This is a genomic window from Allobosea sp. P2_A10 (genome assembly GCF_056405115.1).
Genome location: NZ_JBFUCS010000012.1, coordinates 96662 through 120425, shown reverse-complemented (window position 1 = coordinate 120425; position 23764 = coordinate 96662). Strand labels below are relative to the sequence as shown.

Below are 23764 nucleotides of genomic sequence, written 5' to 3'. Positions count from 1 at the left end.
AAACCGCCTGCTGGATATACTGAGTTCCGAAACATCTGGTGCGGACGGCGGGGATCGAACCCGCACAGCCTTTCGGGCCGAGAGATTTTAAGTCTCTTGCGTCTACCAGTTTCGCCACGTCCGCCTGCAGGCAGGGGTAGCGGGCGCATGCCTCAGGTGCAAGCGCCTCAGCGCCGATGGGCGGGCTTGTACCATTCGACGCCGTCGGGATCGACGTAAAGGCCTGGCGCCACATCCGAGCCGATGCGCTTTTGCTCCATCGGCACGCGCACCGTGTCGTCGCGGTCGCCGCGCTTGATATAGGGGCCGGCGTGCTGGACGTCGTGGTGGCCGCGGCCGCCGCCGCGTGCGTTGCTTGCAAGGCCTGCGACTGCGGCCCGGCCGGCGACCTTGTCCTGCAATTCCGTCACCGGCCGTCCGGCGAAAGCGATGCGGGCCGAGCCCTCGACCGCCGGAACCGCCCGCAGGCTCGCTCCCGCGCCGGTGATGCGCACCCCGGTGAAGCGCGGCACATAGCTCGCAGCCCCACCGCGCCCGAAGCTGTCCCAGCCGCCCGTCGAGACCATCTGCGCGCCGCAGCGCTTGTGGCCGCGCTCGCAGAGCGCACGCGAGGCATAGCGCGGCGCCTTCTGCTCGAATTCGGCGCGGGCGTTGCGATAGGCGAATTCGCATTGTTCCGGCGTCAGCAGCGCCGCCTCGATGCACTCGTCGCGGCGCTCATAGACCGGCCCCGTCGTCTGCGCCGCGAGATCGCCGGGAGCGACGAGGGACAGGGCGGGCGCCAGCGTCGCGACGCGCAGCATCGCCAGCAACGAGGAGGCAGGGATCATGATCATCGCGCGCACCATAACCATGATTGTGGCGTCACAGCAGCGAACGGCGCGACGCCGCAAGCGTTCTCGTCGCGCCATAATCGATCTTGCCGCTGCCCAGCACAGGGATCGACGCGGTCACCAGGATCGCGCGCGGCACCCAGAGTTCGGGGAAACCCTGGCGCTTCGCCTCGGCCTGCAGCGCCGCGCGGTCGGCGTCGGGCTTTTCCGTGACCAGAACGAGCTGCTCGCCCTTGCGCGCATCGGGCAGCGCCACGACGACATGGTTCTGTCCCGGCCACAGCCCTGAGACCATCGATTCGACCGCCGCCAGCGAGACCATCTCGCCGCCGAGCTTGGCGAAGCGTTTGGCCCGGCCCTTGATCACAACGAAACCGTCATCGAGCGTGACGATGTCGCCGGTGTCGTGCCAGCCGCCCTCCGGCGGCACGATCTCGCCTTGATGCTCGGCGCTGAGATAGCCCGCCATCACATTGGGCCCGCGCACGCAGAGCTTGCCGCCCTCGGTGATGCCCTCGACCGGATCGAGCCGCGCTTCGATGCCGGGCAGAAGCCGTCCGACGCTGCCCTCCCGCGTCGCCACCGGCGTGTTGCAGGCGAGCACCGGCGAGCATTCGGTGCAGCCATAGCCTTCGAGGATCGTGGTGCCGTAGGGCTCCCACATCTTGCGGGTATCGGCCTTCACCCGCTCGGCCCCGGCGACGACATATCGCACGCTCTTCAGGTCGCCGGCATCGGCGGCGCGCGCATAGCCCTGCAGGAACGTGTCGGTCGCGAACAGGAAGGTGCAGCCCATCTCGCCGATCAGTTTCGGCACCTGCTTGTAGTGCAGCGGGCTCGGATAGAGCACGACCTTCATGCCGTGCAGCAGCGGCATCAGCAGCCCCGCCGTCAGTCCGAAGGAATGGAACGCCGGCAGCGGGTTCATGACGATGTCGCGCTCGGACAGGAAGCCGGCGGCGAGCGCGAAGATCTGGCGGGCGTTGGAGACGAGATTGGCGTGGCTGAGCACCACGCCCTTGGGCTTGCCCTCGGTGCCGGAAGTGAACAGCACCACGGCCGCATCGTCGGGCTTGGCTTCATAGGCGCGGTGCGCCAGCCCCGGCGCGAGGCTTAAAAGCGCGCCATAGGCCTTGTCGAGGCTGGTGATCTGGCGACGAACGTCTTCGAGGAAAATCACCTTCCGGCCCTCGCCGAGCGCGGCCAGCTCGTCGTCGAGCTTGGCCTGGTCGACAAAGCGGCGCGAGGTGACGATGGTCTTGAGTCCGGCGAGTTCGGCGGCCGCCTTCAGATTCTTGACCCCGGCCGTGAAGTTCAGCAGCGCCGGCACGCGCCCGAAGGCGGTCAGCCCAAACAGCGTCACCACCATGCCCTGGACATTGGGGAGGAGCATGCCGACGCGCTCGGCAGGCGTCGTCACGCCGGCGAGCTTGCGGCCGAGCACGAGCGCGCCGAGCACGAGGCGGCCAAAACTGATCGGCTGGCGCTCGGGATCCTCCAGCGCGATACGCGCCTTGCCATGGCGGGCGCTCGCCTCCAGCAGCGCCCGAAACAGCGTGATGCGGGCAGCAGCGGGGTCGAAGTCTTGCGTGTCGTTGGCGGCGTCGGCCATGTTTGGCTCGGCTCCCGGCTGGCGGTTTCCTCGTGTGTCTACCTAAGAGCTTTGGCGATGGTTGCAATCAAAACGGCTTTCCTGTCTCCAGAAAACACCGTCATTCCGGGCGCAGCGCAGCCGAGACCCGGAATCCATCATAAGGCGCGACAGCGTCCTATGATGGATTCCGGGTCGGCACCGCTGCGCGGCTTGTCCGGAATGACGGTGGAAAGGCGGAACAGTCGTTCGAGAGCCTACCCGAACGCGCCGATCTCGTGCTGGATGGCGCCCGAAATCTCGCGCAGCAGCGAAAAGCACTCGCGCATCGGCGCGACGACGTCGCGATGCAGCGCCTCATAGGTGCCCTCCGCGCGCGGCCCCGGCGGTTCGCCGAAATCCAGCCCGATCGTCGGATCGGGACTGAGCGGGAAGATTTCAGCCAGCAAGGCGAGCGACGCCGGGATGTCGAGCCGCAGGATGCGCTCCATCAGCGCCTCGCGCGTCAGCCCGGCATGGGGCCTGAAATCAGGGATATGCGTGGCCGAAAACCAGATCTTGTGCATCACCGCCAGCCGCAGCGCATGCAGCGCCACGAGCCGGACCGGCATCTCCGGCGTCTCGCCTGCCGCGCCCTTCAGCTTCATCCAGTCGGAGGCGAGCCGCCAGAACAGCCGCCGCAGCGCGGGCGCGAGTTGCAGCCGACCGAGCGCCTCGGCGACCGCAAGCAATTCCTCGCGCCGCCCTTCCCGCACCGTCCGTCGCGCCCGGTCGAACCAGTTGCCGGGATCGAGCGTGTCGAGATAGGCGCGCAGCACGTCGAGATCGCTCCAGGCCATGGCGTGCTCGGCGAGACTGTAGGCGCGCGCGAAACGCTCCGAGCGTTGCCTCATGGCGCGAAACAGGTCGGGCGAGCGCGCCGCCGCCTGACCGATGCCGTGCATGCTGTTGGCAAGCCAGCCGAGCTGCTGCAGGATCGCGTTGTTGGGGATGGCGCGCAGCTCGCGCGGATGGCGAATGCGCGTCGGCCCGCCGGCATCGCTCTGACGCGCCGCCGGGCGCGAGCCGGTCTTGTCGAGGAGCKATGGGCCGAAGGTGCCGATCAGCGCGGCATAGCCGGGATCGTCGACGAGCGTGGTCATCTCCTCACGCACCGTCTGGAAGAACTCCGAGGCGAAATCCGGCTCGTCGTAGATCGGGTCGGCAGGCCTGCTTTCGCCTGTGTCGAAGACCGCCTCGGCGATCCGCCCGATCGTCGCGCTGGCCAGTTTCGGCGTGCCGAACAGGAGATAGCCGTCGCTGCCCTGGAAGCTGGTCTCACGCACGGTGGCGATGCCGGCCTTGGCGAAGGCTGATTTCGCGAAGGCGGGCTCCAGATAGGCCAGCCGGTCGGCGAGGCTGGCGGGATGGGCGCCGCGCCCCGCCGATTCGCCATGGGTGTCGAAGATCACGAGCTCGATATCGGTCAGGCCATAGCGCGCCAGCAATTCGCAGATGCGGATGCGCAGCCGCTCGACCCAGAACGAGGCCGCGATCTGGCCGATATAGCGCCCGGAATCGGAATAGCCGAACTGGATGCAGAGCCGGCCATGCTGCTTGAGATAGGCGCGCCAATGCGGGCTGCGCAGCGCCTCGTCGATGATGCGCGGCCCCTGCTCCAGCGCGTCCGAGGTCTCGAAAAGCGGCGAGATCTCGACCTTGTCGGCGATGCCGAAGCGGCTTGCGAGCCAAAGCGCGCTGAGCAGCGTGTAGCCGGTCTCCGTCTCCGCCACGAGAAAACGCACGGCCTTGGTGCCGTCGAGATGCTTCACGATCTGGGCGATCGTCATCATCATCCGGGTCGCCGACGCCCGCTCGGCCGCCAGAGCGCCGAAATCGACCGGCGTCGCCTCGACCTTGCCGAGCAGGGCGTTGACTGCGCTGAGAAAGGCGCGCCGCTGCGCCGGCAGGCTCGGCTCCTCGTCGAGCGGGATGACGCCGCGCATCGCATTGTGGAGCTGCGAGGCGTTGAGCCTGAAATGCGGCAGCGCGATCGAGACGCCATGCGCGGCGCAGCCGGCCCGCACGAGAGCGAGCGCCATCGTCGTCTCGTCGTCAGTCGATGCTGGAACCGCCGCGTCGAGCGCCGCGATCAGGCCCGACGCCTCAGGCAGCGCCGCCTCGCGTTCGTGGACCAGCGCCAGCGCGAAGGCCTGCAGCGCGGCGAGCGCCGGCTGCGTACCGATCGGCGGCGCGAGCGCAAGCTGGCGCTCGATCGCGGCCAGCGCGCCGGACACCATCGCCCGCACCAAGGCAGTCGCCGCGACCTCCGGCAGCTTCTCCAGAATGCGGACGAACTGGCCGCGCTTCGATTCCAGTCGGTAGCGCAGCGTGTCCCACCAGCCGATGTCGGTGCGCCCATCCGTATCGCAGCCGACCCAGGAAGCGAGGATCAGCGGTCGCGGCGACAGCTCGGTCCAGCGCTCCGGCCAACGCGCCCGCGCCGCGGTCAGGATCGCCGCGTTCAGCCGGTCGAGCGCGTCACGGGCATGGCGCACCGAAAACCGGGCCTGCTCGAACTCGTCCTGCAGCGTGATCGCCCCGTCCGGACGGAACGAGAGATCTCCGGCCTCGATCACGGCCGCGCCCGAGGCATCGCCGGACGCAAGATCGGCGAGCGCATGCGCGAGCTTGCGGGTCATGCCGAAGGTCGGATGCGCGGTGTAGACGGCGGCAAAGCGCACCCGCTCGACGCTGGCGCGAAAGCTCTCGAAGGGTTCGGGTGTCGCTTCGGCGGCCCCGGCAATCGTCGCCGCGACTGCAGCCAGCGCGGCCTCGCCATCGCCGTCCAGCCCGACATAGCGCGCGGTGCGGGCGGCGCGCGCCACCAGCGCCTCGCGGCCGAGATGACGCACCAAACCGAGCGAATCGGTCAGCGTCAGCTCGCCGCGATCCATCCGCCGCGTCAGCCAGAGCGTCACGCGCAGGACGGGATTTCCGAACGGATCCTCACGCGAATCGGCGCGCGCTTGGATGATCGCGGCGCGAAGTTCGTCGGCCAATGCAGTTAGCCCGCCAGGCGCCTCGATCGCGTCGCTCATGCTCGGTCTCCCCTCAGGCCGGGAGCAGGCAAGTTTCGGACCTCGAATGAAAGCGGCTGCTCAGGCGACGCGTATCTGGTCCTGCGCCAACGGCGAGAGCCAGTCGACGGCCTGCGCCGCCGGAACCGCACTGGAGAACAGGAAGCCCTGCCCAAGCTCGCAACCCAGCCCCTTGAGACCCTCTAGCTGCGCGATGGTCTCTATCCCCTCCGCGACGATGTCCATCCCGAGACTCGCTCCCAGTCGCAGCATGGTCTCCAGGATCGCGCGATCCTGCGCCGAGCTCAGGAAGCGCTTCACGAAGGACCTGTCGATCTTGATGACGTCGACCGGATAGCTGCGCAGATGCACCAACGAGGCGTAGCCGGTGCCGAAATCGTCGAGCGCGACACGCATGCCGGCGTGCTTCAGCTTCTCCAGCATGCGCTTGACCGGGCTGGACTCGTTATCGAGGAAGACGCCCTCGGTGACCTCGATCTCGATCATCTCCGGGCGCAAATTGTGGTCCGCGACGCGCTGAATCAGCTGGTCGGCGAAGCGCTGGTCGTTGAGTTGCGAGGCGCTGAGATTGATCGCGATGCTGCCGAAATCCAGGCCGGCGCGATGCCAGAGTCCCGCCTGCCGGACCGCCTGCTCGACGACCCATTGGCCCAGCCGCGCCGAAAGCTCTGGATCGGCGAAAGCGGCCTGGAAGGCGCCGGCCGCCACCACCGCGCCGTCGGGCATGCGGCGGCGCAGCAGGGCCTCGAAGCCGTAGAGGCCGCGGTCGGCGAGCCTGAGCTTGGGCTGATAGTGCAGTTCGAGAGCGCCATCGACGAGCGCCCTGGCGACGTCCCGGATCGTCTCGAAACGCTGGTCGCCCTCGCTCTTCATCTGCGGGTCGAACAGGCGGAAGGTGTTCTTGCCCTTGGCCTTGGCGGCGTAGAGCGCGATATCGGCCTGGCCGAACAGCTCGGTGGAACCTCCCTCCCCCTCGGCCCGCGGGATCGCGATGCCGACGGAGACGCCGAGCTGGAAGGAATGTTCGCGCCAGCCGATCGGCTGGCGCATTTCGGCAAGGACATTCTGGGCCAAAACCTCCGCCTCGTCCCGGCCGAGCCCGCTCTGCATCAGGATCGCGAATTCGTCGCCGCCGATCCGCGCCACCAGCCGCGCCCCGGCCGCGACCTTGCTCAGGCGCAGCGCGACCTGCTTCAGCCCCTCGTCGCCGACCGCATGGCCGAAGATGTCGTTGACCTGCTTGAAGCCGTCGAGATCGATCAGCAGCAACGGCCCGGCTTCGCTCTCGCCGAGCCTCGACAGGGTTTGCTGGAACAGGCTGCGATTGGCGAGCCCGGTCATGACATCGACCTCCGCCAGATAGCGCGTGCGCTCCCAAAGCGCCTTCTCCTCGGTGATGTCCTGCTTCATTCCGAAGATGCGGACGGCGACGCCGTTCTCGCTTTCGACATCGGCCGTCAGCCGCATCCAGCGTTCGTTGCCGAGCGCGGTGGTGATCCGCGCATCGAGCGTGAAGCCGCCCTGCTCGCGGATCGCCTTGCTGCGCGCCGCCTGCATGGCTTCGCGCGAATCGGGCGCATACATCGCGACCGTCTGCGCCCGGTCGAGCTTTGAGCCGCGCGGCAGTTCGAACAGATCGTAGACCGCGTCGGTCCAGCGCAGCGAATCGGCCCGCAACAGGTCGCATTCCCAGACGCCGATCTTGGCCGCGGCCGAGGCGCGGGCGAATATCTTCTGGCTGTGCGCCAGCGCAGCCTCGCGCTCGCGCAACAGCTCCGACTTGGCCGCCAGTTCGCGCTTCAGCGCCTCGACCTGTGCGGTCAGGCAGGCCACCTCGCCGTCTCGCTGCGCCGAGACGGCGTCCGGCGCGCGCCACGCTTCGGGTTTCGCATGCTCCAGGGACGGCAGGGAACGATCGCGCAAGGCTAGGCTCTTTCGGCTGAGAATCGGCTCAGGCCGTCATGCTAGTGCGCGTCGGATTAATCCTTTGTTAGCTGCAACGAGGCTGCCTGGCCGCCGCTCGGGGCGACGGCCGGCCAAGCCCTCATCCGCGCTTGGGGCTGTCGAGCCCCCGCTGCACCGCCGGCCGCGCCAGCCCGCGCTCGAGCCAGGCCGGAACGTTCTTCAGGCTTGCATAGTCGATGAGTTCGCCCGCGCCGTAGAAGCCGACGAGATTGCGGACCCAGCCGATCAGCGCGATGTCGGCGATGCTGTAATCGTCGCCCATGATCCAGTGCCGGCCTTCGAGCCGGGTTTCCAGCACGCCGAGCAGGCGCTTGCTCTCGGCGGCGTAGCGGTCGCGCGGACGCTTGTCCTCGTAGTCCTTGCCGGCGAATTTATGGAAGAAGCCGAGCTGGCCGAACATCGGCCCGACCGCCGCCATCTGGAACATCACCCACTGGATCGTCTCGTAACGCTCAGCCGGATCCTTCGACATCAGCTTGCCGGTCTTCTCGGCGAGGTAGACGAGAATGGCGCCCGACTCGAACAGGCCGAGCGGCTTTCCGCCGGGACCGTCGGGATCGATGATCGCCGGAATCTTGCCATTGGGATTCAGCGACAGGAATTCCGGACCCCAGGTCTCGTTCTTGCCGATGTCGATCAGATGCGGCTCATAGGGCAATCCAAGCTCCTCCAGCGCGATCGAGACCTTCACGCCATTGGGCGTCGGCAACGAATAGAGCTGGATGCGGTCGGGATGCCGGGCCGGCCAGCGGGTCGTGATCGGAAAGGCGGAGAGGTCGGTCATAGGCAGGCCCTCATGGCGGAAGCGGCAACGCCTGGACATGGCGCGGTCAGCGGAAGCTAGGCGCTGCGCGGCTCCGCACAAGACTGCATCGCTGCAAGGCTGGCCATGCATCCGGTCATGCGCGCGGCGAAGGCCCGCCCTATGAGCCCAACCCTTGCCGCCAAGCCGCCCGTTCCGGCATAGCCGGAGCGACGACTGGCGGCGCGCCGCGATTGCATCGAGGCCGACCGCGTGACCCAGATGACGCCGACGACCACCGACACGGCGGATGCACCCGGCACGGCGCGGCGCCGCACGCTGATGGGTCTCGCCTGCGGTCTGGCCACGAGCCTGATCTGGGGCGTGCAGGCGGTGGTTTCGCGCCAGTCCGTCGCCGATGGCCTGACCGCCGCCGACGTCACCATCCTGCGCTTCACTGTCGCCGCGCTGATTCTGCTGCCGCTCGCCTTGCGGCGCATGCGGCCTTTTCCCGTGGGAACGCTCGGCTGGCGGCGCGCGATCGTGATGACCGCGCTCGTCGGCGCGCCCTATGCGCTTGTGCTGGTCGCGGGCTCGGCCTTCGCGCCTGCGCTGCATACCGCGATCATCGCGCCCGGGATGATCCCCGTCTTCACCGCGATTCTGGCCTATGCGCTGACGGGCGAGCGGGCGAGCCCCGCCCGGCTGGTCGGGCTGGCGATGGTGCTGGCCGGCATCGCCGCCTTCTCATGGCAGGCGCTGAGCCACGCGCAGGCGCAGGACAGGGCCTGGATCGGCGACCTGTTCTTCGTCGCCAATGCGGTGATGTGGTCGCTCTTCGGGTTGCTGGCGCGGCGCTGGGGGGCGGATGCCATCGACGTGACGGTCGCGACCTGCCTGCTTTCGCTCGTGGTGCTGCCGATCTTCGCGCTGACCATGCCGATCGGGCTCGGCAGCGCAACATGGACCGCAATCGCGCTGCAGGCCGGTTATCAGGGCGCGCTGGTCGGCGTCGGCGCGCTGTTTCTCTACACCCGGGCGGTGGCCCTGCTGGGCGCGGCGCGGGCGACGTTGTTCCTGCCGCTGAACCCGGTAATCACGGCGCTCGCCGGCGCGACGCTGCTGGGCGAAGTTCCGTCCGTTGTGGAAGTCGCCGGGATGGCGTTCGTGATTGTGGGGATGAGCGTGGCGTTGCGGGCGCGCAGCCTGGCCCCGGCAGCCTAGCCCTTGTGGTCCTTGGCGATGGGCTCGACGTAAGCCAGCCCCATGTCCCAGGGGAAATAGATCCAGGTGTCCTGGCTGACCTCGGTGACGAAGGTGTCGACGGTGGGAACGCCGGCCGGCTTGGCGTAGACCGTGGCGAAATGGGCATTGGGGAGCATTTCGCGCACCACGCGCGCGGTCTTGCCGGTGTCGGTCAGGTCGTCGACGACCAGCACGCCCTTTCCCTTGCCGTCGCCGATCGCCTTGATCGAGGGCGCGACGTCCTTCAGCACCTTGAGCTCGGACTGGTTCCTGTAGTCGTGATAGCTCGCGACGCACACCGTCTCGATCAGCCGCAGGCCGAGTTCGCGGCAGATGATCGCGGCCGGCACCAGCCCGCCCCGCGTGATGCAGACGATCGCCTCGAACGGACCCGCCCCCGACAGCCGCCAGGCGAGCGCGCGCGCATCGCGGTGGAACTGGTCCCAGGAGACGGGGAAGGCCTTGTTGGACGGGGTCTCGGCCATGACGGGGCTCCGGACTTGCTGGCGGCGCGCCTTGCGCTCCCGCCATCGCAAACCCTATCGCCGGGGCTCTGACAAGAGCCCCGGCCGCGCCATCCCCAAGCAGCCGGCCAGATTTCGCCGCGTCAGAACTCGGACCAGCCTTCGGCCTTGCCGCCGGTGGCGGCGAGACGCGGCCGCGCATGCGCGATCGGGGCCGGGGCCGCAGCGCGCCTGAGCTGCGGCGCGGCCTGCCTGACCGCGCCCGAAACACGAGCCGTAAAGCCCGCTCCGGCCTCCAGCGTGAAGGCCGCTACCATGGCGCTGAGCTCCTCGGTGTCGCCGCGCAGATCATTGGCGACCTTGGCACTCTGGTCGGCCAGCAGCGAGTTCTGCTGGGTCATCTCGTCCATATGCGCGACGGTGCGCGCCATTTCGTCGATGCCGTTGGACTGCTCGGCGCTTGCCTGTGAAATCTCGTTCACAGTCGAGGCGACCTTCGAGGCCGCCGAGACGATCTCGCGCAAGGTCGTGCCGGCTTCCTTGACCAGTTGGACGCCGGTCTGGATCTGCTGGGTCGAGTTGGCGATGAGAGCCTTCACGCCATTGGCGGATTCGCTGCAGCGCGCGGCAAGCGCACGCACCTCGGAAGCGACGACCGCGAAGCCGCGCCCGGCATCGCCGGCCCGCGCCGCCTCGACCGCCGCGTTGAGCGCGAGCAGATTGGTCTGGAAGGCGATCTCGTCGATCATCGCGATGATCTCGGAAATGCTGGACGAGGCCTTCTCGATGCGCTCCATCGCGCCGACGGCTTCCGAAACGATCTCGCCGCCGCGCGTGGCGACTGTGCTCGCCTCCTGGCCGAGCTCGACGGCCGCGCGCGAATGGCCCGCGCTGTGCTTGACGGAAGCAGCCAGCTCCTCGGTCGTCGCCGCCGTCTCCTGCAGGCTGGAAGCATTGGCTTCGGTGCGCTCCGCGAGTTGCGCGCTGTCGGAGGAAATCTTCAGCGAGGCGGCGTCGATGCGTCCGGAAATGTTGCGCACGGAGCCGACGACACCGGCCATCGTGTCGATCAGGTCGTTCACGCCAGAACAGAGCTGGGCGATTTCGCCGCTCTTGCCGTCGAGCGAAATCCGGCCGGTCAGGTCCTTGTTCTTGGCGCGCGCGATCACCTCGCCGGTCTCGCGCACGGCCGCCTCGAGCTGTCGCCCCTTGAAGGTCGCGGTGATGTCGGTGGCGAACTTGACGACTTTGTAGGCGCGGCCCTTGCCGTCCATGATCGGGTTGTAGCTTGCCTGGATCCAGATTTCCCTGCCGCCCTTGCCGATGCGCCGGTACTGCGCGGCCTCGTATTCGCCGCGCCCGAGCCGCTCCCAGAACTGGCGATAGGCCGAGCTCTCGCGCTCGGCGGGGTCGACGAACATGCTGTGATGACGCCCGACGATCTCGGGCAGCGAATAGCCGAGCACCGCCAGAAAGTTCTCGTTGGCGGTCAGGATCTTGCCGGTGAGATCGAATTCGATCACCGCCTGCGCCTTGCTGATCGCCTGCTGCTGGCCCTCGAGATCGGCCAGCCGGTTCTTCTGCGCGGTGATGTCGGTGGCGAACTTGATGACGCTGACCGGCTTTCCGCCCGACATGACAGGATTGTAGCTCGCCTGGATCCAGATTTCCTTGCCCGTCTTGGTGACGCGCAGATACTGGCCGGTGGAAAACTCGCCGCGTCCGAGTTCGGTCCAGAACTGCTTGTAGGCTTGGCTTTCGCGCTCTTCCGGCGAGACGAACATGCTGTGATGCCGACCCTTGATCTCGGCCAGTGAATAGCCCAGCGCCGCCAGGAAGTTCTCGTTGGCGTCGAGCACCTTGCCGGTGAGATCGAATTCGATCACCGCCTGCGAGCGGTTGATGGCGGCGATCTGGCCGGCGGTGCGCCGGTTCGAGAACAGGCTGGACAGGAACGGCATAGGCTCTTCCCCCTTTGTTTCCGGCATCGCGCTCCCGGTGACCGAAAGCCTTCCGCCGGACCTGCCCTGATCTTCCCCCGAAGTGGTCAGGCATCGACATGCCGTAGCGTCATCGCTCGCGGCAAGACAAAGGATCGCTCAATACGGTTTACATTTCCTTTATGGCAATAAAAATCGCACAATATTTGGTCAATAAAAATAAATATCGGGACGATGAGCACGCTGATAGGACAATTCTTATGGAAATCACTCGATGGAAGAATACCGCAAGTCTATGCCGCTTCAATAAATTGAATTTTACCCGTATAAGTTGTAACCAAATACGATAGCTTACCCGATCCTCGCCTGCTCCGAAGCGATCATCATCTTCACCGCGCTCATCGCTTCTGCGAGTTTCTCAGCGTCACGCGAGCGCACGACGATGTTGGTATCGGGCCCGGTTTCGGAGAAGAATGGATAGGAGCCGATCGAGACGTCGGGATGCGCCTTGGCGACCGCCGCCAGAGCCGTCCCGATATCGCCCTCGCGCAGGCCGGCGCGCACGGTGTCGGACAAGACCTTGACGCCCGTCTTCAGGGTCGGCGCGACAGCGTCGAGCATCGCCTGCATGATCGAGGGCACGCCGGCCATGACATGGACATTGCCGATGCGGAAACCCGGCGCCTTCGACACCGAATTTGCGATCAGGTCCGCGCCGGCGGGAATGCGCGCCATCCGCATCCGGGCCTCGTTCAGCTGGTCGGCCGGGAAGCGTTCCGACAGCATGGCGACGGCGCGCGGATCATGGTCGATCGAGACGCCGAAGGCCGCCGCCACCGAGTCCGCCGTGATGTCGTCATGCGTCGGGCCGATGCCGCCGGTGGTGAAGACATAGGTGTAGCGCGCGCGCAGCGCATTCAGCGCGGCCACGATCTCGTCAGTCAGGTCGGGCACGACCCGGACTTCGCGCAGCTCGATACCGATATTGGTCAGGTATTCGGCGATGTAGCCGATATTCTTGTCCTTGGTCCGGCCCGAGAGGATCTCGTCGCCGATCACCAGGATCGCGGCCGTGACCGGCTGTTGGGAGAGCGCATCGCTGGTCGTCATCGCCGGATCCTTCCGCTGGGCGCAGGGCGGGGAACGCCGGCGACCATCTGCCTCATAGAGCTAGGGGGTTGCAGCCGCTGGCTCAAGCGGCGGGCGCGGCGCGGCTGCCATGCATGCGCTAAGGCTCAGGCGGGCTTGCGCTCGAAGACGAGATTGAGCCGCGTCTGCGCGAGCAGGCTGTAGCCGCTGCGCTCCAGCAGTCCGATCAGATCGATCTGCCAGCGCTCGCGCGAATCCTCGATCACGATCATGCCGGGCCACAGCCCTGCGGGCGCATCGCGCAGAAACGGCTCTAGGATCAGGTCTTCGGCGCCCTCGACGTCGAGCTTGATCGCATCGAGGCGGTCATAGCCCTCGCTCTGGACCAGCGCGAGCAGCGTCGTCGCGGGAACCTTGACGGTGCTGCCGGTGCTGGAGCGCAGGATTCGCACGCTGGATTCGCCGCGATTGGCGGGATCGAGGAAGAGCGTCAGTTCGCCGGGCTTGTCGGCAAGCGCGCAGGCAATCGCCTTGATCGTGCCGAACGGGTTTTGCGCGATGTTGAAGGCGAGCCTTGCAAACACCTCCGGCTGCGGCTCGACGGCCAGAATGCGCGCGCTCGGGCCGGCCTTGGCGGCGACGAAGAGCGAATAAGCCCCGATATTGGCGCCGATATCGATGAAGCTGAAACCCTCGCGCAGCCGCGAAGCCAGGAGATCGCGCTCGAGCGGGTCGAAATATTGCGGCGTGAACAGCACGCGCTTCTCGCAGACATTGCCGTCCGGGTAGAGCCGCATCCGCGCGCCAAGCGATTCGATGTCGACCGGCGCGCCGTCGAGCGAGCGCAGCCCAAGCCGCCGCAGCGCGTAGGCGACCTTGCGGCCCAGAAACGAGTCGGGCGCGCTGCGCGTCCACGAGATGATGCGCGAGAGGACGCCATGGGGCGCAAACGCGCCAAACGGCTTCGCCTCGGCGGAGGGGTGATCGATATTGGCCATGGCGCCAGCCTGATACACGGCGCGCACCGCCAACGCCAGCCGGATCGGCTCCGGCCAGCCTTTGCCCAACATCGGGGCTTGGCATTTGACCAGTCCGCTCTACGCTCACGGCCCCTCCTCCGGAACCGAGCCATGAGATTTCTGCCAGCCCTCGCGTTCATGCTCAGCCTGACCTGTCCCGCGCTGGCGCAGGAGGTGACCTGGGAGCTCATCAACGAATATCCGGCCTCGTCGCTGCCCGGCGAGGCCGATGCGGTCTTCGCCGCCGCGGTCAAAACCAAAGCCGGCGGGAAGCTCGCGATCAGGCCTATTCCGGACGCGAAATCGGGCTTGCGCACTCGCGAGCAGCTCAAGGCGGTCTCGGATGGACGCTTTGCGATGGCCAACAGCTTCGCCGGCGCGCTCAGCGACGAGGATCCGCTGTTCCTGCTGTCCTCTTTACCCTTTGTCACGGCCTCCACAGCCGACGCGAACGCGCTCTACGAGGCTGCCAAGCCGCTCTATGAGAAGCTCTTCGCGGCGCGTGGGCAAAAGCTGCTCTATATTTCGCCGTGGCCGGCATCGGGCATCTGGTCGGCCGCGCCGCTGAAGGACATCGCCGCGCTCAAGGCCCTGAAGATTCGGACCTACGACAGAACCGGCACCGATGTGCTGGCCCAGGTCGCCGCCAGCGCCAGCGTCGTTTCCTTCGCCGATCTCAATGCGAAGCTCGAAGCGGGCGAAATCAACGCCGTGCTCTCCTCGGGCGATGGCGGCGCCGGGCGCCAACTCTGGAAATACGCCCGCAATTTCTCGGAGATCGTCTACGCCCTGCCCCTGAGCTTCGGCTCGGTCTCGCTCGATGCCTGGAACAAGCTCGACGCAACCACGCAAGGCGCGGTTCTGGCGGCCGCCGCCGAGACCAGCGCACATCAATGGCAGGCGATGTCGGGCCGCGTCGCCATCAACTATGCGCGGATGCGCGAGAACGGCGTCGCCATCGATGAAGCGCCCCCCAGGGAGGTGATGGAAGCCCTGCGGGCGGCAGCCGCGCAATCCGTGGCGCAGTGGAAGACGAAGGCCAGCCCCGAGGCGCAGGCGATCCTGACGGAGTTCCTGGCCCGCCCGCGCTGAGGTTCGCTACAGGTTGTCGTGCAGCAAGGTCAGGGCCGACGCGGCGAAGACGCGCATATTCGCCTGCCGGTCGGCCGAGCCGGTTTCGATCGTCTTGACGAGTTCGACCGGGCCCGAGATCGCAAGGCAGCTATGGCCTGCCGCATCGCCATAGCGGTTGCCCGAAGGCCCGGACGCGCCGGTTTCTGCGAGCCCCCAGACCACGCCGAAGCGCTCGCGCAGCCGCCGCGCGAGCAGGAGCGCATAGGGCTCGCTTGAAGACCGCATGCCCGTCATATCGACGGCGGATATGCCCATCAGACCTTCGCGCGCCTGCATGGTGTAGACGACCGCGCCGCTGACGAAGAAGGCCGAAGCTCCCGCCTGCGCCAGCAAGGCGGCCGCGATCAGGCCGCCGGCGGAGGATTCGGCGACCGCAACCGTCTCGCCACGCGACTTCAGTCTGTCGCCAACCTGCCCCGCCAGTTCCAGCAATGCCTGCATGGCCTTGTCCGATCCCGCTACGCCTCGCGACGCCCCCGGCCGGGGCAATCGTCTTGCACCTTACGCCAAACGCAATAGATATGGTCCGCTAAGGAGCAGCACCGGCGCCATGACATTTGAAGAGAATATCGGCAGGTCGCGCAGCCGCGACCCGGTCATCAAGCTGCATGGCGCGGAGGCCTTCGCGGCGATGCGCAAGGCCGGCAGGCTGACCGCGCTGGGCCTCGACATGCTTGGCGACTACGTCAGGCCGGGCGTCACCACGCAGCGACTCGACGATCTCGCTTTCCAGTTCGCCATGGACAACGGCGCCTATCCGGCGACGCTGAACTATCGCGGCTACACCAAATCGATCTGCACCTCGATCAACCATGTCGTCTGTCACGGCATCCCCGACGACAAGCCGCTGCGCGAGGGCGATGTCCTCAACATCGACTACACCCTAATCGTCGATGGCTGGCACGGCGATTCGAGCCGGATGTACGGCGTCGGCGATATCTCGCGAAAGTCTGAGCGGCTGATCGAGATCACTTATGAAAGCCTTCTGCGCGGTATCAAGGCTGTCAGGGCCGGCGCGACCACCGGCGATATCGGCTTCGCCATCCAGCGCTATGCCGAGAGCGAACGCTGTTCCGTGGTGCGCGATTTCTGCGGCCACGGACTCGGCCAGGTCTTCCACGATGCGCCCAATATCCTGCATTACGGCTCGCCCGGCGAAGGCGCGCTGCTGAAGCCGGGCATGCTCTTCACCATCGAGCCGATGATCAATCTCGGCAAGGCAGGCGTGAAGGTGCTCTCCGACGGCTGGACCGCCGTGACGCGCGACCGCTCGCTCTCGGCCCAGTTCGAACACACCGTCGGCGTCACCGAGACCGGCTGCGAGATCTTCACGCTGTCGCCGGCCGGCCGCGACAATCCGCTGAAGCCGCAATGAGCGTAGGAGGCGGCAAAGGGCAGCCTTTGTCGCCGCCGCCTCCCGCCGTGCCCGACAGCCCAGCCCCGCATTATCACGGCCATCGCGAACGACTGCGCGCCCGCTTTCAGGACGCCGGCGGCGACGCCCTGCCCGACTACGAACTGCTCGAACTGCTGCTGTTTCGCTCGATCCCGCAGCGCGACGTCAAGCCGCTCGCCAAGGAGCTGATCCAGCGCTTCGGCTCCTTCGCCGAGGTGCTCGGCGCACCCGCCGCGCGCCTGACCGAGATCAAGGGCGTCGGCGCCGGCGTCGCGCTCGATCTCAAGATCGTCGAGGCCTCGCTCAGGCGCATGGCGAAGGGCGCGATCGCGAAACGCACCGTGCTGTCGTCCTGGTCGGCGGTGCTGGACTATTGCCGGACGGCGATGGCCTTCGCCGAGCGCGAGCAGTTCCGCATCCTCTTCCTCGACAAGAAGAACGCCGTCATCGCCGACGAGGTGCAGCAGACCGGCACCGTCGACCACACGCCGGTCTATCCCCGCGAGGTAATGCGCCGGGCGCTCGAACTCTCCGCCTCGGCTGTCATTCTCGTCCACAACCACCCTTCGGGCGATCCGACGCCCTCGGGCGCCGATGTGAGGATGACGCGCGAACTCGTTGATATCGCGAAGTCCCTGGGTCTGGCGATCCACGACCACGTCATCATCGGCCGCGACGGCCATGCGAGCTTCAAGGCGCTCGGGCTGCTGTGATCATGACTGCCCAAGAATGAGGCAGCCCCCGCCAAAGGGCTCAGCAAGAGGCCTCTTTCCGAACGCTCGCGAATAGGCATAGGCTGTCGCAAATGGGGAAGACGCCTGAATGGTCGCGTTCGATGAGATGTTGGGCGGCGGAAGCGAGCTCAGACCAGCCTATGCCGAGCTCGATCGCTGGCTGAAAGAAGCTCCGCCGGAGATGCTGGCGCTGCGCCGCAGCCAGGCGGAACTGTTCTTCCGGCGCATCGGCATCACCTTCGCCGTCTATGGCGATGAGGAATCGACCGAGCGCCTGATCCCCTTCGACATCATCCCGCGCGTCCTGACCAAGCCGGAATGGACCAAGCTGGAAAAGGGGCTGCGCCAGCGCGTCACGGCGCTGAACATGTTCCTGGCCGATGTCTATGGCCCCAAGGAATGCCTCAGGGCCGGCATCATCCCGCCCGATCTGGTCTATGGCAACGCCTGCTACCAGCTCGAAATGGTCGACTTCAAGGTCCCCCACGACATCTACTGCCATATCGCCGGCATCGATGTGGTCAGGGTCGATGCCGACACATTCTATGTGCTGGAGGACAATGCGCGCACCCCGTCCGGCGTCTCCTACATGATGGAGAACCGCGAGGTGATGCTGCGGCTCTTTCCGGAGCTGTTCGCCACCCACCGCGTCGCACCCGTCGACAACTATCCCGACCAGTTGCTGGCGACGCTGCGCTCGGTCGCACCGCGTTCGGCCCCCGCTGACCCGTCGATCTGCCTGCTGACGCCCGGCCAGTTCAACTCGGCCTTCTACGAGCACTCGTTCCTCGCCGACAAGCTCGGTGTCGAGCTGGTCGAGGGTTCCGATCTGCTCGTCAAGGACGACATCGTCTATATGCGGACCACACAGGGTCCCAAGCGCGTCGACGTGATCTATCGCCGCATCGACGACGAGTTCATCGACCCGCTCGTCTTCCGCAGCGACTCGATCCTGGGCGTGCCCGGCCTGATCGGCGCCTACAAGGCCGGCAACGTCACGCTGGCCAATGCAGTGGGCACCGGCGTCGCCGACGACAAGGCGGTCTACAGCTACATGCCCGAGATCGTGAAGTTCTTCACCGGCGAGGAGCCGATCCTGAAGAACGTCCCGACCTTCCGCTGCCGCGAGCCCGAGGCCAACGCCTATGTGCTCGACAATCTCGAGAAGCTCGTCGTCAAGGAGGTCAACGGCTCGGGCGGCTACGGCATGCTTGTCGGCCCGCACGCCAACAAGGCGCAGATCGAGACCTTCCGCAAGAAGCTCAAGGCAAGCCCCGAGGGCTTCATCGCCCAGCCGACGCTGGCGCTCTCGACCTGCCCGACCTTCGTGGCGTCCGGCGTCGCGCCCCGCCATGTCGACCTGCGCCCCTATGTGCTCTCGGGCGCCAACGGCATCTCCTGCGTGCCCGGCGGCCTGACGCGGGTCGCGCTCAAGGAAGGTTCGCTCGTGGTCAATTCCAGCCAGGGCGGCGGCACCAAGGACACCTGGGTACTCGATGCATGACATTGGCCGCGCCGCTGAACCCGCCCCAGACACTCCGCGCCTCTTCGCGAAAAGGCCCGAACTGACAATGCTCTCGCGCACCGCCGATGCTCTCTACTGGGTCTCCCGCTATGTCGAGCGGGCCGAATACCTCGCCCGCATCCTCGATGCGACGACGCGACTGACCAACCTGCCTCACGCCTATGGCGGCGCCGGCACCGAATGGCAGAGCGCGGTCTCGACCGCCGGCTGCGAGGACACTTTCGCCAAGGCCTATGGCGAGGCCAATGAGCGCAATGTCTGCGACTTCCTGACCTTCAACCCCGATAACGCCTCCTCGATCCGCAACTGCCTGGCGCTGGCGCGCTCCAATGCGCGCGCGGTCCGCACCGCGCTGACCTCGGAAATGTGGGACGCGCTGAACGGCGCCTGGCTCGAACTCCAGCGTTTCGAGAAGAAACGCATGGACCGCGAGGAGTTTGCCCGCTTCCTCGACTGGGTGAAGAACGTCTCGCTCGTCTTCGACGGCTCGGCCTACCGCACCATGCTGCGCGACGACGGCTACTGGTTCTCGAGGCTCGGCGTCTATGTCGAGCGCGCCGACAACACCGCGCGCATCCTCGATGTGAAGTACCACGTCCTCCTGCCCGACACCGAGCAGGTCGGCGGCTCGCTCGACTACTTCCAGTGGACGACCGTGCTGCGCGAGGTCTCTGCGCTGACGGCCTATCACTGGGTTTATCGCGAGGCGGTGAAGCCGCTGCTGATCGCCGACCTGCTGATCCTGAACCGGCGCATGCCGCGTTCGCTGGCCGCCTGCTACGAGAACATCTCTCGCTTCCTCGACCAGCTCGGCGACGCCTATGGCCGGCAGGGCCCAGCCCAGCGACAGGCCCGCAAGACGCTGGCCAACCTGTCCAACACCCGCATCGACGACATCTTCCAGCACGGTCTGCACGAGTTCATCTCGGACTTCATCACCGAGAACAACCGGCTCGGCGGCACCATCATCGAGCAATATCTGCAATAGGCGCGGGCTGCGGGCTCGCGTCCTGCGGCGCAGGTCGTTAAGAGAAGCCGAGCACACACGCCAAGAACCAGACGCCAGACCCGAGACCCAGCGATCGCCATGCGGATCCGGATTTCCCACTCGATCAGTTACGCCTATGCCGAACCCGCCCGGCACATCACGCAGATCCTGCGGCTGACCCCGCGCGACCATGACGGCCAGCATGTCATGTCCTGGCGCATCGAGCCCAATGTCGACGGCCGCCTGCGTACGGGCCAGGATCCGCATGGCAACGTCACCCATACCTTCTCGGCCGACGGCCCGATCTCGGGCCTGACCATCCAGATCAGCGGCCTGATCGAAACCCTGAATCTCGCCGGCGTGGTCCGCGGCGGCATCGAACGCGTGCCGCCGGAAGTGTTTCGCCGCGAAACGCTGCTGAGCGCATCCGACGAGGCGCTGCGCGGCTTTGCGATCGATGCGATCCGCGACGCCGATACGCCGCTTGGCCGCATGCATGCCCTGATGGACGCGCTCCATGCCGAGATGACCTGCCTCGAACCGACCGACCGCGTCGGCATCGGCGCAGCCAAGGCCTTCGCCGAGCGGGAGGGCATCGCCCAGGATCTGGCGCATGTCTTCATCGCCTGCGCCCGCCATCTCGAAATGCCGGCGCGCTATGTCTCGGGCTATGTCGCCGAGAGCGACAGCCTCCCCCATCAGGATCGCGCCCATGCCTGGGCCGAGGTCTTTGTGGAGGGTTTCGGCTGGATCGGCTTCGACTGCGCCAATGGGGTCTGCCCGATCGACACCCATATCCGCATCGCATCCGGTCTGGACTACTCCGACGCGGCGCCGGTTCGCGGCGCACGCAAGGGTGGCGATGGCGAAAGCCTCTCGGTCGTCGTCAGGGCGACACAGGCCGGCGACCGCCAGACCAATCAGTGAACGCCCGGACCGGCCTCCCCGGCCGCAGCCTGCGAGGATACGCACCGTGACCTATTGCGCCGGAATTCTCGTGCAGGATGGCCTCGTGATGATCGCCGACACCCGGACCAATGCCGGGCTGGACGACGTCTCGACCTTCCGCAAGCTGCATGTCTTCTCCTGGCCGGGCGAGCGCACCTTCGCGCTCGCGACGGCGGGCAACCTGTCGGTGACGCAGTCCGTCGTCAGCCTGCTGCATGAGGGCCTCCCCAACCCCGAGACGGGCGAACTCGATACGTTGCGCAACGCATCCTCGATGTTCCGCGCCGCACAGCTGGTCGGCCGGGCCATTCGCTCGGTGCGCGACACCGACGGCCCGGCGCTGCGGGACGCCGGTGTGAAATTCGACGTCTCCATGCTGTTCGGCGGCCAGATCAAGGGCGAGCCGATGCGGCTGTTCATGATCTACGGCGCCGGCAACTTCATCGAATGCGGCATGGATGCGCCGTTCCTGCAGGTCGGCGAGCATAAATACGGCAAGCCGATCCTCGATCGCGCCGTGACCTACAAGACGCATCTCTACGACGCGCTGAAAGTCGGCCTGATCTCGATGGATTCGACGATGCGCTCCAATCTCGGCGTCGGCCTGCCGATCGACCTGATCGTGATGCGCCGCGACACCGACGAACCCGAGCTGAACCGCCGCATCGAGGCCGGGGAGCCCTATTTCCACGACCTGCGCGAGCGCTGGTCGGCCGCGTTGCGCGCCGCCCATACCGCGATTCCGCGTCCGCCTTACGGATCGCCTACTGGTTGAGAAATGTCGGCAACGCCCGTCTCTGGCAACGGGATGTCAACATTCCCTTGTCATGGTTCGCTTCAGAAGCTCCTTGGGACAGCTGATGCGCGCGCCTAAAGTCGCGAAGATGACGAACGCGGACTCCTCGGCGCGAATGCTCAAGAGCACCGTGGCGACGCTTGGCTGCGCGTTCGTGCTCGTTATCGGTGCGGCGATCGGGGTGGTGCTCGCGATCGCCAACGACGCCAACCGGCTCGAGGCGATGCGCCAGCGCGACCGGGTCGAGGCGGCGATCGACAGCCAGGTCCGGTTGCGCCGGCTGCGCATGGACAACATGGCAGCGACTGGCGAGCTGCAGGCCGCGCTTGCCGATCCTGAGCCCCTTCAGGCGCTTCAAAGGGCCTTTGTCAGGCTGAGCACGCGCTTTCTGGAGTTCGACGGCGCCTATATCGTTACGGCGTCGGGGCGGGTTCTGGCGGGCGTCGAATCCGGCGTCGCAGCCGGCCAGGCCGGTTATGACGGGCTGAAGCATTTCAACCGAACGTTGCCGGGCAGCCCCCCCACCGTTGAAGGTCAGGCCGCTTCCGCCAAGACCCTGATGATCCACGACGATCACGAAGCCATCGCCATGATCGTCGTGGATCTCGCCACGTCGTCGACGCCCGTCATCGCGGCGCGCCTCGGCGGCTTGCGACTCGTCGGCTATCGCCGGCTGACGGGGTCGATGCTGAACGATCTCGGCGATCGCTATCGTGTCGCCGGGATCAGGATCACCGGTGAAACCCCGTCCGATCCGGCGGCTCGCCGCGAGATCCTCGCGCCGGACGGTGCTGTCAAGGCATGGCTGACCTGGACGCCGGACCGGCCAGGCGACGCCATGCTGCGCCAGTTCCTGTCCGGGCTGATCGCCGTCGGCGTGCTGTTTGCAGCCATCTTCGCTTTCGTGGTCCATCGGCTGCGCGGCGCCGCGATCGAGATCGCGCTACGCGAGCGCCAGATCCAGCGCCTCGCCGGCCAGGACGAGCTCTCCATGCTGCCCAACCGGCGCACCTTCGACCTGCGCCTCGACCAGGAACTGGCGCAGCTCCAGCGCACCGGTTCCGGCCTTGCCGTGCTGTTGCTCGATCTCGACCGCTTCAAGGCCGTCAACGACACTTATGGCCACACCGCCGGCGACGAATTGATACGCCAGGTCGCCGACCGACTCGCCAACATGATGCGTCTCGGCGACACCGTCGCAAGGCTGGGCGGCGACGAGTTCGGCATCATCCAGACCAACATCCTCGATCCTGCCGGCAGCGCGGCGCTGGGCGAACGGATCCTCGCCAGCCTGACCCAGCCGTTCTCGATCTTCGGTGTCGAAACCGCGATTGGCTGCTCGATCGGCATTGCGCTCGCACCGCAGGACGGCAGCGACCGCGAGACGCTGCTGAAGCTCGCCGACACCGCGCTCTATCAATCGAAGAACAGCGGTCGTAACCGCTACTCGTTCTTCGAGGAGCGGATGAACCGCTCGCTCCAGCTCAAGCGCATGGTCGAGGAGGATCTGCGCAAGGCGATCGACCGTGACGAGCTCGTGCTGCACTATCAGCCGCAGGTCTCTATCGACGGCTCGACGATCGTCGGCGTCGAGGCGCTGGTGCGCTGGCCGCACCCCGTCCACGGCATGGTGCCGCCGTCCGAATTCATCAGCATCGCCGAGGAGCGCGGCCTGATCGTGCCGCTGAGCGAATGGGTGCTGCGCCGCGCCTGTTCGGAGGCGAAGCGCTGGGAAGGCATCAGGCTCTCCGTCAACGTCTCGCCGATCCAGTTCCGTCACAAGGATTTCGTCGCCAACGTCATCCGCATCATCGAGGAAACCGGCTTCGACCCGAGCCGGCTCGAACTGGAACTGACCGAGGGCGTGGTGGTCGAGGACGCCGATGCGGCGGAAGCGGCGATGATGGATTTGCGCGGCCACGGCATCGGCCTGGCGCTCGACGATTTCGGCACCGGCTATTCGAGCCTGATCTACCTGCGCCGCTTCGCCTTCGACAAGATCAAGATCGACCGCTCTTTCCTCGAATACATGGAAACGACCGGCGAATCCGCGATCCTTGTCCATTCGATCGCCCATCTTGGCCGGGCGCTGGGCCTGCGCGTCTGCGCCGAAGGCGTCGAGACGGCCGAGCAGCACCGCTTCTTGCAGGCGATAGGCTGCCACGAACTGCAGGGCTTCCTGTTCTCCAAGGGCGTCACGGCGTCGGAGATCGACCGCCTGCTGGCGCTCGATGCGCCCTTCGCCGCCATTCTGGCCGCGGCCTGATCTGAACGC

The 23764-nt window shown here is 66.6% G+C and carries 19 protein-coding genes and 1 tRNA gene; 9 read left to right on the top strand and 11 right to left on the bottom strand.

Going from position 1 to position 23764, the window contains the following annotated elements; translation table 11 throughout:
* Nucleotides 1-36: 36 nt before the first annotated feature.
* The 6 genes from AC1DZY_RS17700 to AC1DZY_RS17675 form a co-directional block, all read right to left on the bottom strand.
* Nucleotides 37-124 (bottom strand) — tRNA-Leu (locus AC1DZY_RS17700).
* 43 nt (nucleotides 125-167) lie between these two features.
* Nucleotides 168-836 (bottom strand): DUF1190 domain-containing protein, encoded by a 669-nt coding sequence (locus AC1DZY_RS17695; protein WP_476821452.1) that lies wholly within the window; start codon nucleotides 834-836, stop codon nucleotides 168-170.
* 28 nt (nucleotides 837-864) lie between these two features.
* Nucleotides 865-2445 (bottom strand): AMP-binding protein, encoded by a 1581-nt coding sequence (locus tag AC1DZY_RS17690; RefSeq protein ID WP_476821451.1) that lies wholly within the window; start codon nucleotides 2443-2445, stop codon nucleotides 865-867.
* A 236-nt stretch (nucleotides 2446-2681) separates the two neighbouring features.
* Nucleotides 2682-5504 carry a phosphoenolpyruvate carboxylase gene (locus AC1DZY_RS17685; protein ID WP_476821450.1) on the bottom strand — a complete coding sequence of 941 codons (2823 nt, stop codon included), beginning with the start codon at nucleotides 5502-5504 and terminating at the stop codon, nucleotides 2682-2684.
* A 60-nt stretch (nucleotides 5505-5564) separates the two neighbouring features.
* Entirely contained in the window at nucleotides 5565-7427 is a 1863-nt protein-coding gene (locus AC1DZY_RS17680; protein WP_476821449.1) for a putative bifunctional diguanylate cyclase/phosphodiesterase, read from the bottom strand.
* A 121-nt stretch (nucleotides 7428-7548) separates the two neighbouring features.
* On the bottom strand, nucleotides 7549-8253 hold the full coding sequence (locus AC1DZY_RS17675) for a glutathione S-transferase N-terminal domain-containing protein (RefSeq protein WP_476821448.1): 705 nt from the start codon (nucleotides 8251-8253) through the stop codon (nucleotides 7549-7551).
* A gap of 240 nt (nucleotides 8254-8493) precedes the next feature.
* On the opposite strand from AC1DZY_RS17675, the gene AC1DZY_RS17670 reads away from it, so the two are divergent.
* Nucleotides 8494-9435, top strand: a complete 942-nt coding sequence (locus tag AC1DZY_RS17670; RefSeq protein WP_476821528.1) for a DMT family transporter — start codon at nucleotides 8494-8496, stop codon at nucleotides 9433-9435.
* Here AC1DZY_RS17670 and gpt read toward each other — a convergent pair.
* The 4 genes from gpt to AC1DZY_RS17650 form a co-directional block, all read right to left on the bottom strand.
* On the bottom strand, nucleotides 9432-9941 hold the full coding sequence (gene gpt, locus AC1DZY_RS17665) for a xanthine phosphoribosyltransferase (RefSeq protein ID WP_476821447.1): 510 nt from the start codon (nucleotides 9939-9941) through the stop codon (nucleotides 9432-9434). The two genes, AC1DZY_RS17670 and gpt, sit on opposite strands and share 4 nt — an antisense overlap.
* 122 nt (nucleotides 9942-10063) lie before the next feature.
* Nucleotides 10064-11881, bottom strand: coding sequence for a methyl-accepting chemotaxis protein (locus tag AC1DZY_RS17660; protein ID WP_476821446.1), 1818 nt, complete (start codon nucleotides 11879-11881; stop codon nucleotides 10064-10066).
* 330 nt (nucleotides 11882-12211) lie between these two features.
* A complete protein-coding gene (locus AC1DZY_RS17655) occupies nucleotides 12212-12970 on the bottom strand; it encodes a competence/damage-inducible protein A (protein WP_476821445.1) in 759 nt (252 codons plus the stop codon).
* A 125-nt stretch (nucleotides 12971-13095) separates the two neighbouring features.
* Complete coding sequence (locus AC1DZY_RS17650; protein ID WP_476821527.1) at nucleotides 13096-13947, bottom strand: FkbM family methyltransferase; 852 nt, start codon at nucleotides 13945-13947, stop codon at nucleotides 13096-13098.
* Nucleotides 13948-14079: 132 nt separating this feature from the next.
* Between AC1DZY_RS17650 and AC1DZY_RS17645 the strand changes: the two genes are divergently transcribed.
* The gene (locus AC1DZY_RS17645) at nucleotides 14080-15060 is read left to right on the top strand and encodes a TRAP transporter substrate-binding protein (protein ID WP_476821444.1); all 981 of its coding nucleotides are present in this window, start codon (nucleotides 14080-14082) and stop codon (nucleotides 15058-15060) included.
* Between the two features lie 6 nt (nucleotides 15061-15066).
* Here AC1DZY_RS17645 and AC1DZY_RS17640 read toward each other — a convergent pair whose 3' ends face one another.
* Entirely contained in the window at nucleotides 15067-15543 is a 477-nt protein-coding gene (locus AC1DZY_RS17640) for a CinA family protein (RefSeq protein WP_476821443.1), read from the bottom strand.
* Between the two features lie 109 nt (nucleotides 15544-15652).
* On the opposite strand from AC1DZY_RS17640, the gene map reads away from it, so the two are divergent.
* From map to AC1DZY_RS17605, 7 genes are all read left to right on the top strand, one after another.
* Entirely contained in the window at nucleotides 15653-16477 is an 825-nt protein-coding gene (gene map, locus AC1DZY_RS17635) for a type I methionyl aminopeptidase (protein ID WP_476821442.1), read from the top strand.
* Nucleotides 16474-17211 (top strand): RadC family protein, encoded by a 738-nt coding sequence (gene radC, locus AC1DZY_RS17630; protein WP_476821441.1) that lies wholly within the window; start codon nucleotides 16474-16476, stop codon nucleotides 17209-17211. The genes map and radC overlap by 4 nt, the downstream gene beginning before the upstream one ends.
* Nucleotides 17212-17320: 109 nt before the next feature.
* Entirely contained in the window at nucleotides 17321-18736 is a 1416-nt protein-coding gene (locus AC1DZY_RS17625) for a circularly permuted type 2 ATP-grasp protein (protein ID WP_476821440.1), read from the top strand.
* Nucleotides 18737-18803: 67 nt separating this feature from the next.
* Nucleotides 18804-19745 (top strand): alpha-E domain-containing protein, encoded by a 942-nt coding sequence (locus AC1DZY_RS17620; protein ID WP_476821439.1) that lies wholly within the window; start codon nucleotides 18804-18806, stop codon nucleotides 19743-19745.
* 99 nt (nucleotides 19746-19844) lie between these two features.
* Entirely contained in the window at nucleotides 19845-20672 is an 828-nt protein-coding gene (locus AC1DZY_RS17615) for a transglutaminase family protein (RefSeq protein WP_476821438.1), read from the top strand.
* Between the two features lie 46 nt (nucleotides 20673-20718).
* Nucleotides 20719-21468, top strand: coding sequence for a proteasome-type protease (locus tag AC1DZY_RS17610; RefSeq protein ID WP_476821437.1), 750 nt, complete (start codon nucleotides 20719-20721; stop codon nucleotides 21466-21468).
* 136 nt (nucleotides 21469-21604) lie between these two features.
* Nucleotides 21605-23755 (top strand): putative bifunctional diguanylate cyclase/phosphodiesterase, encoded by a 2151-nt coding sequence (locus AC1DZY_RS17605; protein ID WP_476821436.1) that lies wholly within the window; start codon nucleotides 21605-21607, stop codon nucleotides 23753-23755.
* Nucleotides 23756-23764 lie beyond the last annotated feature (9 nt).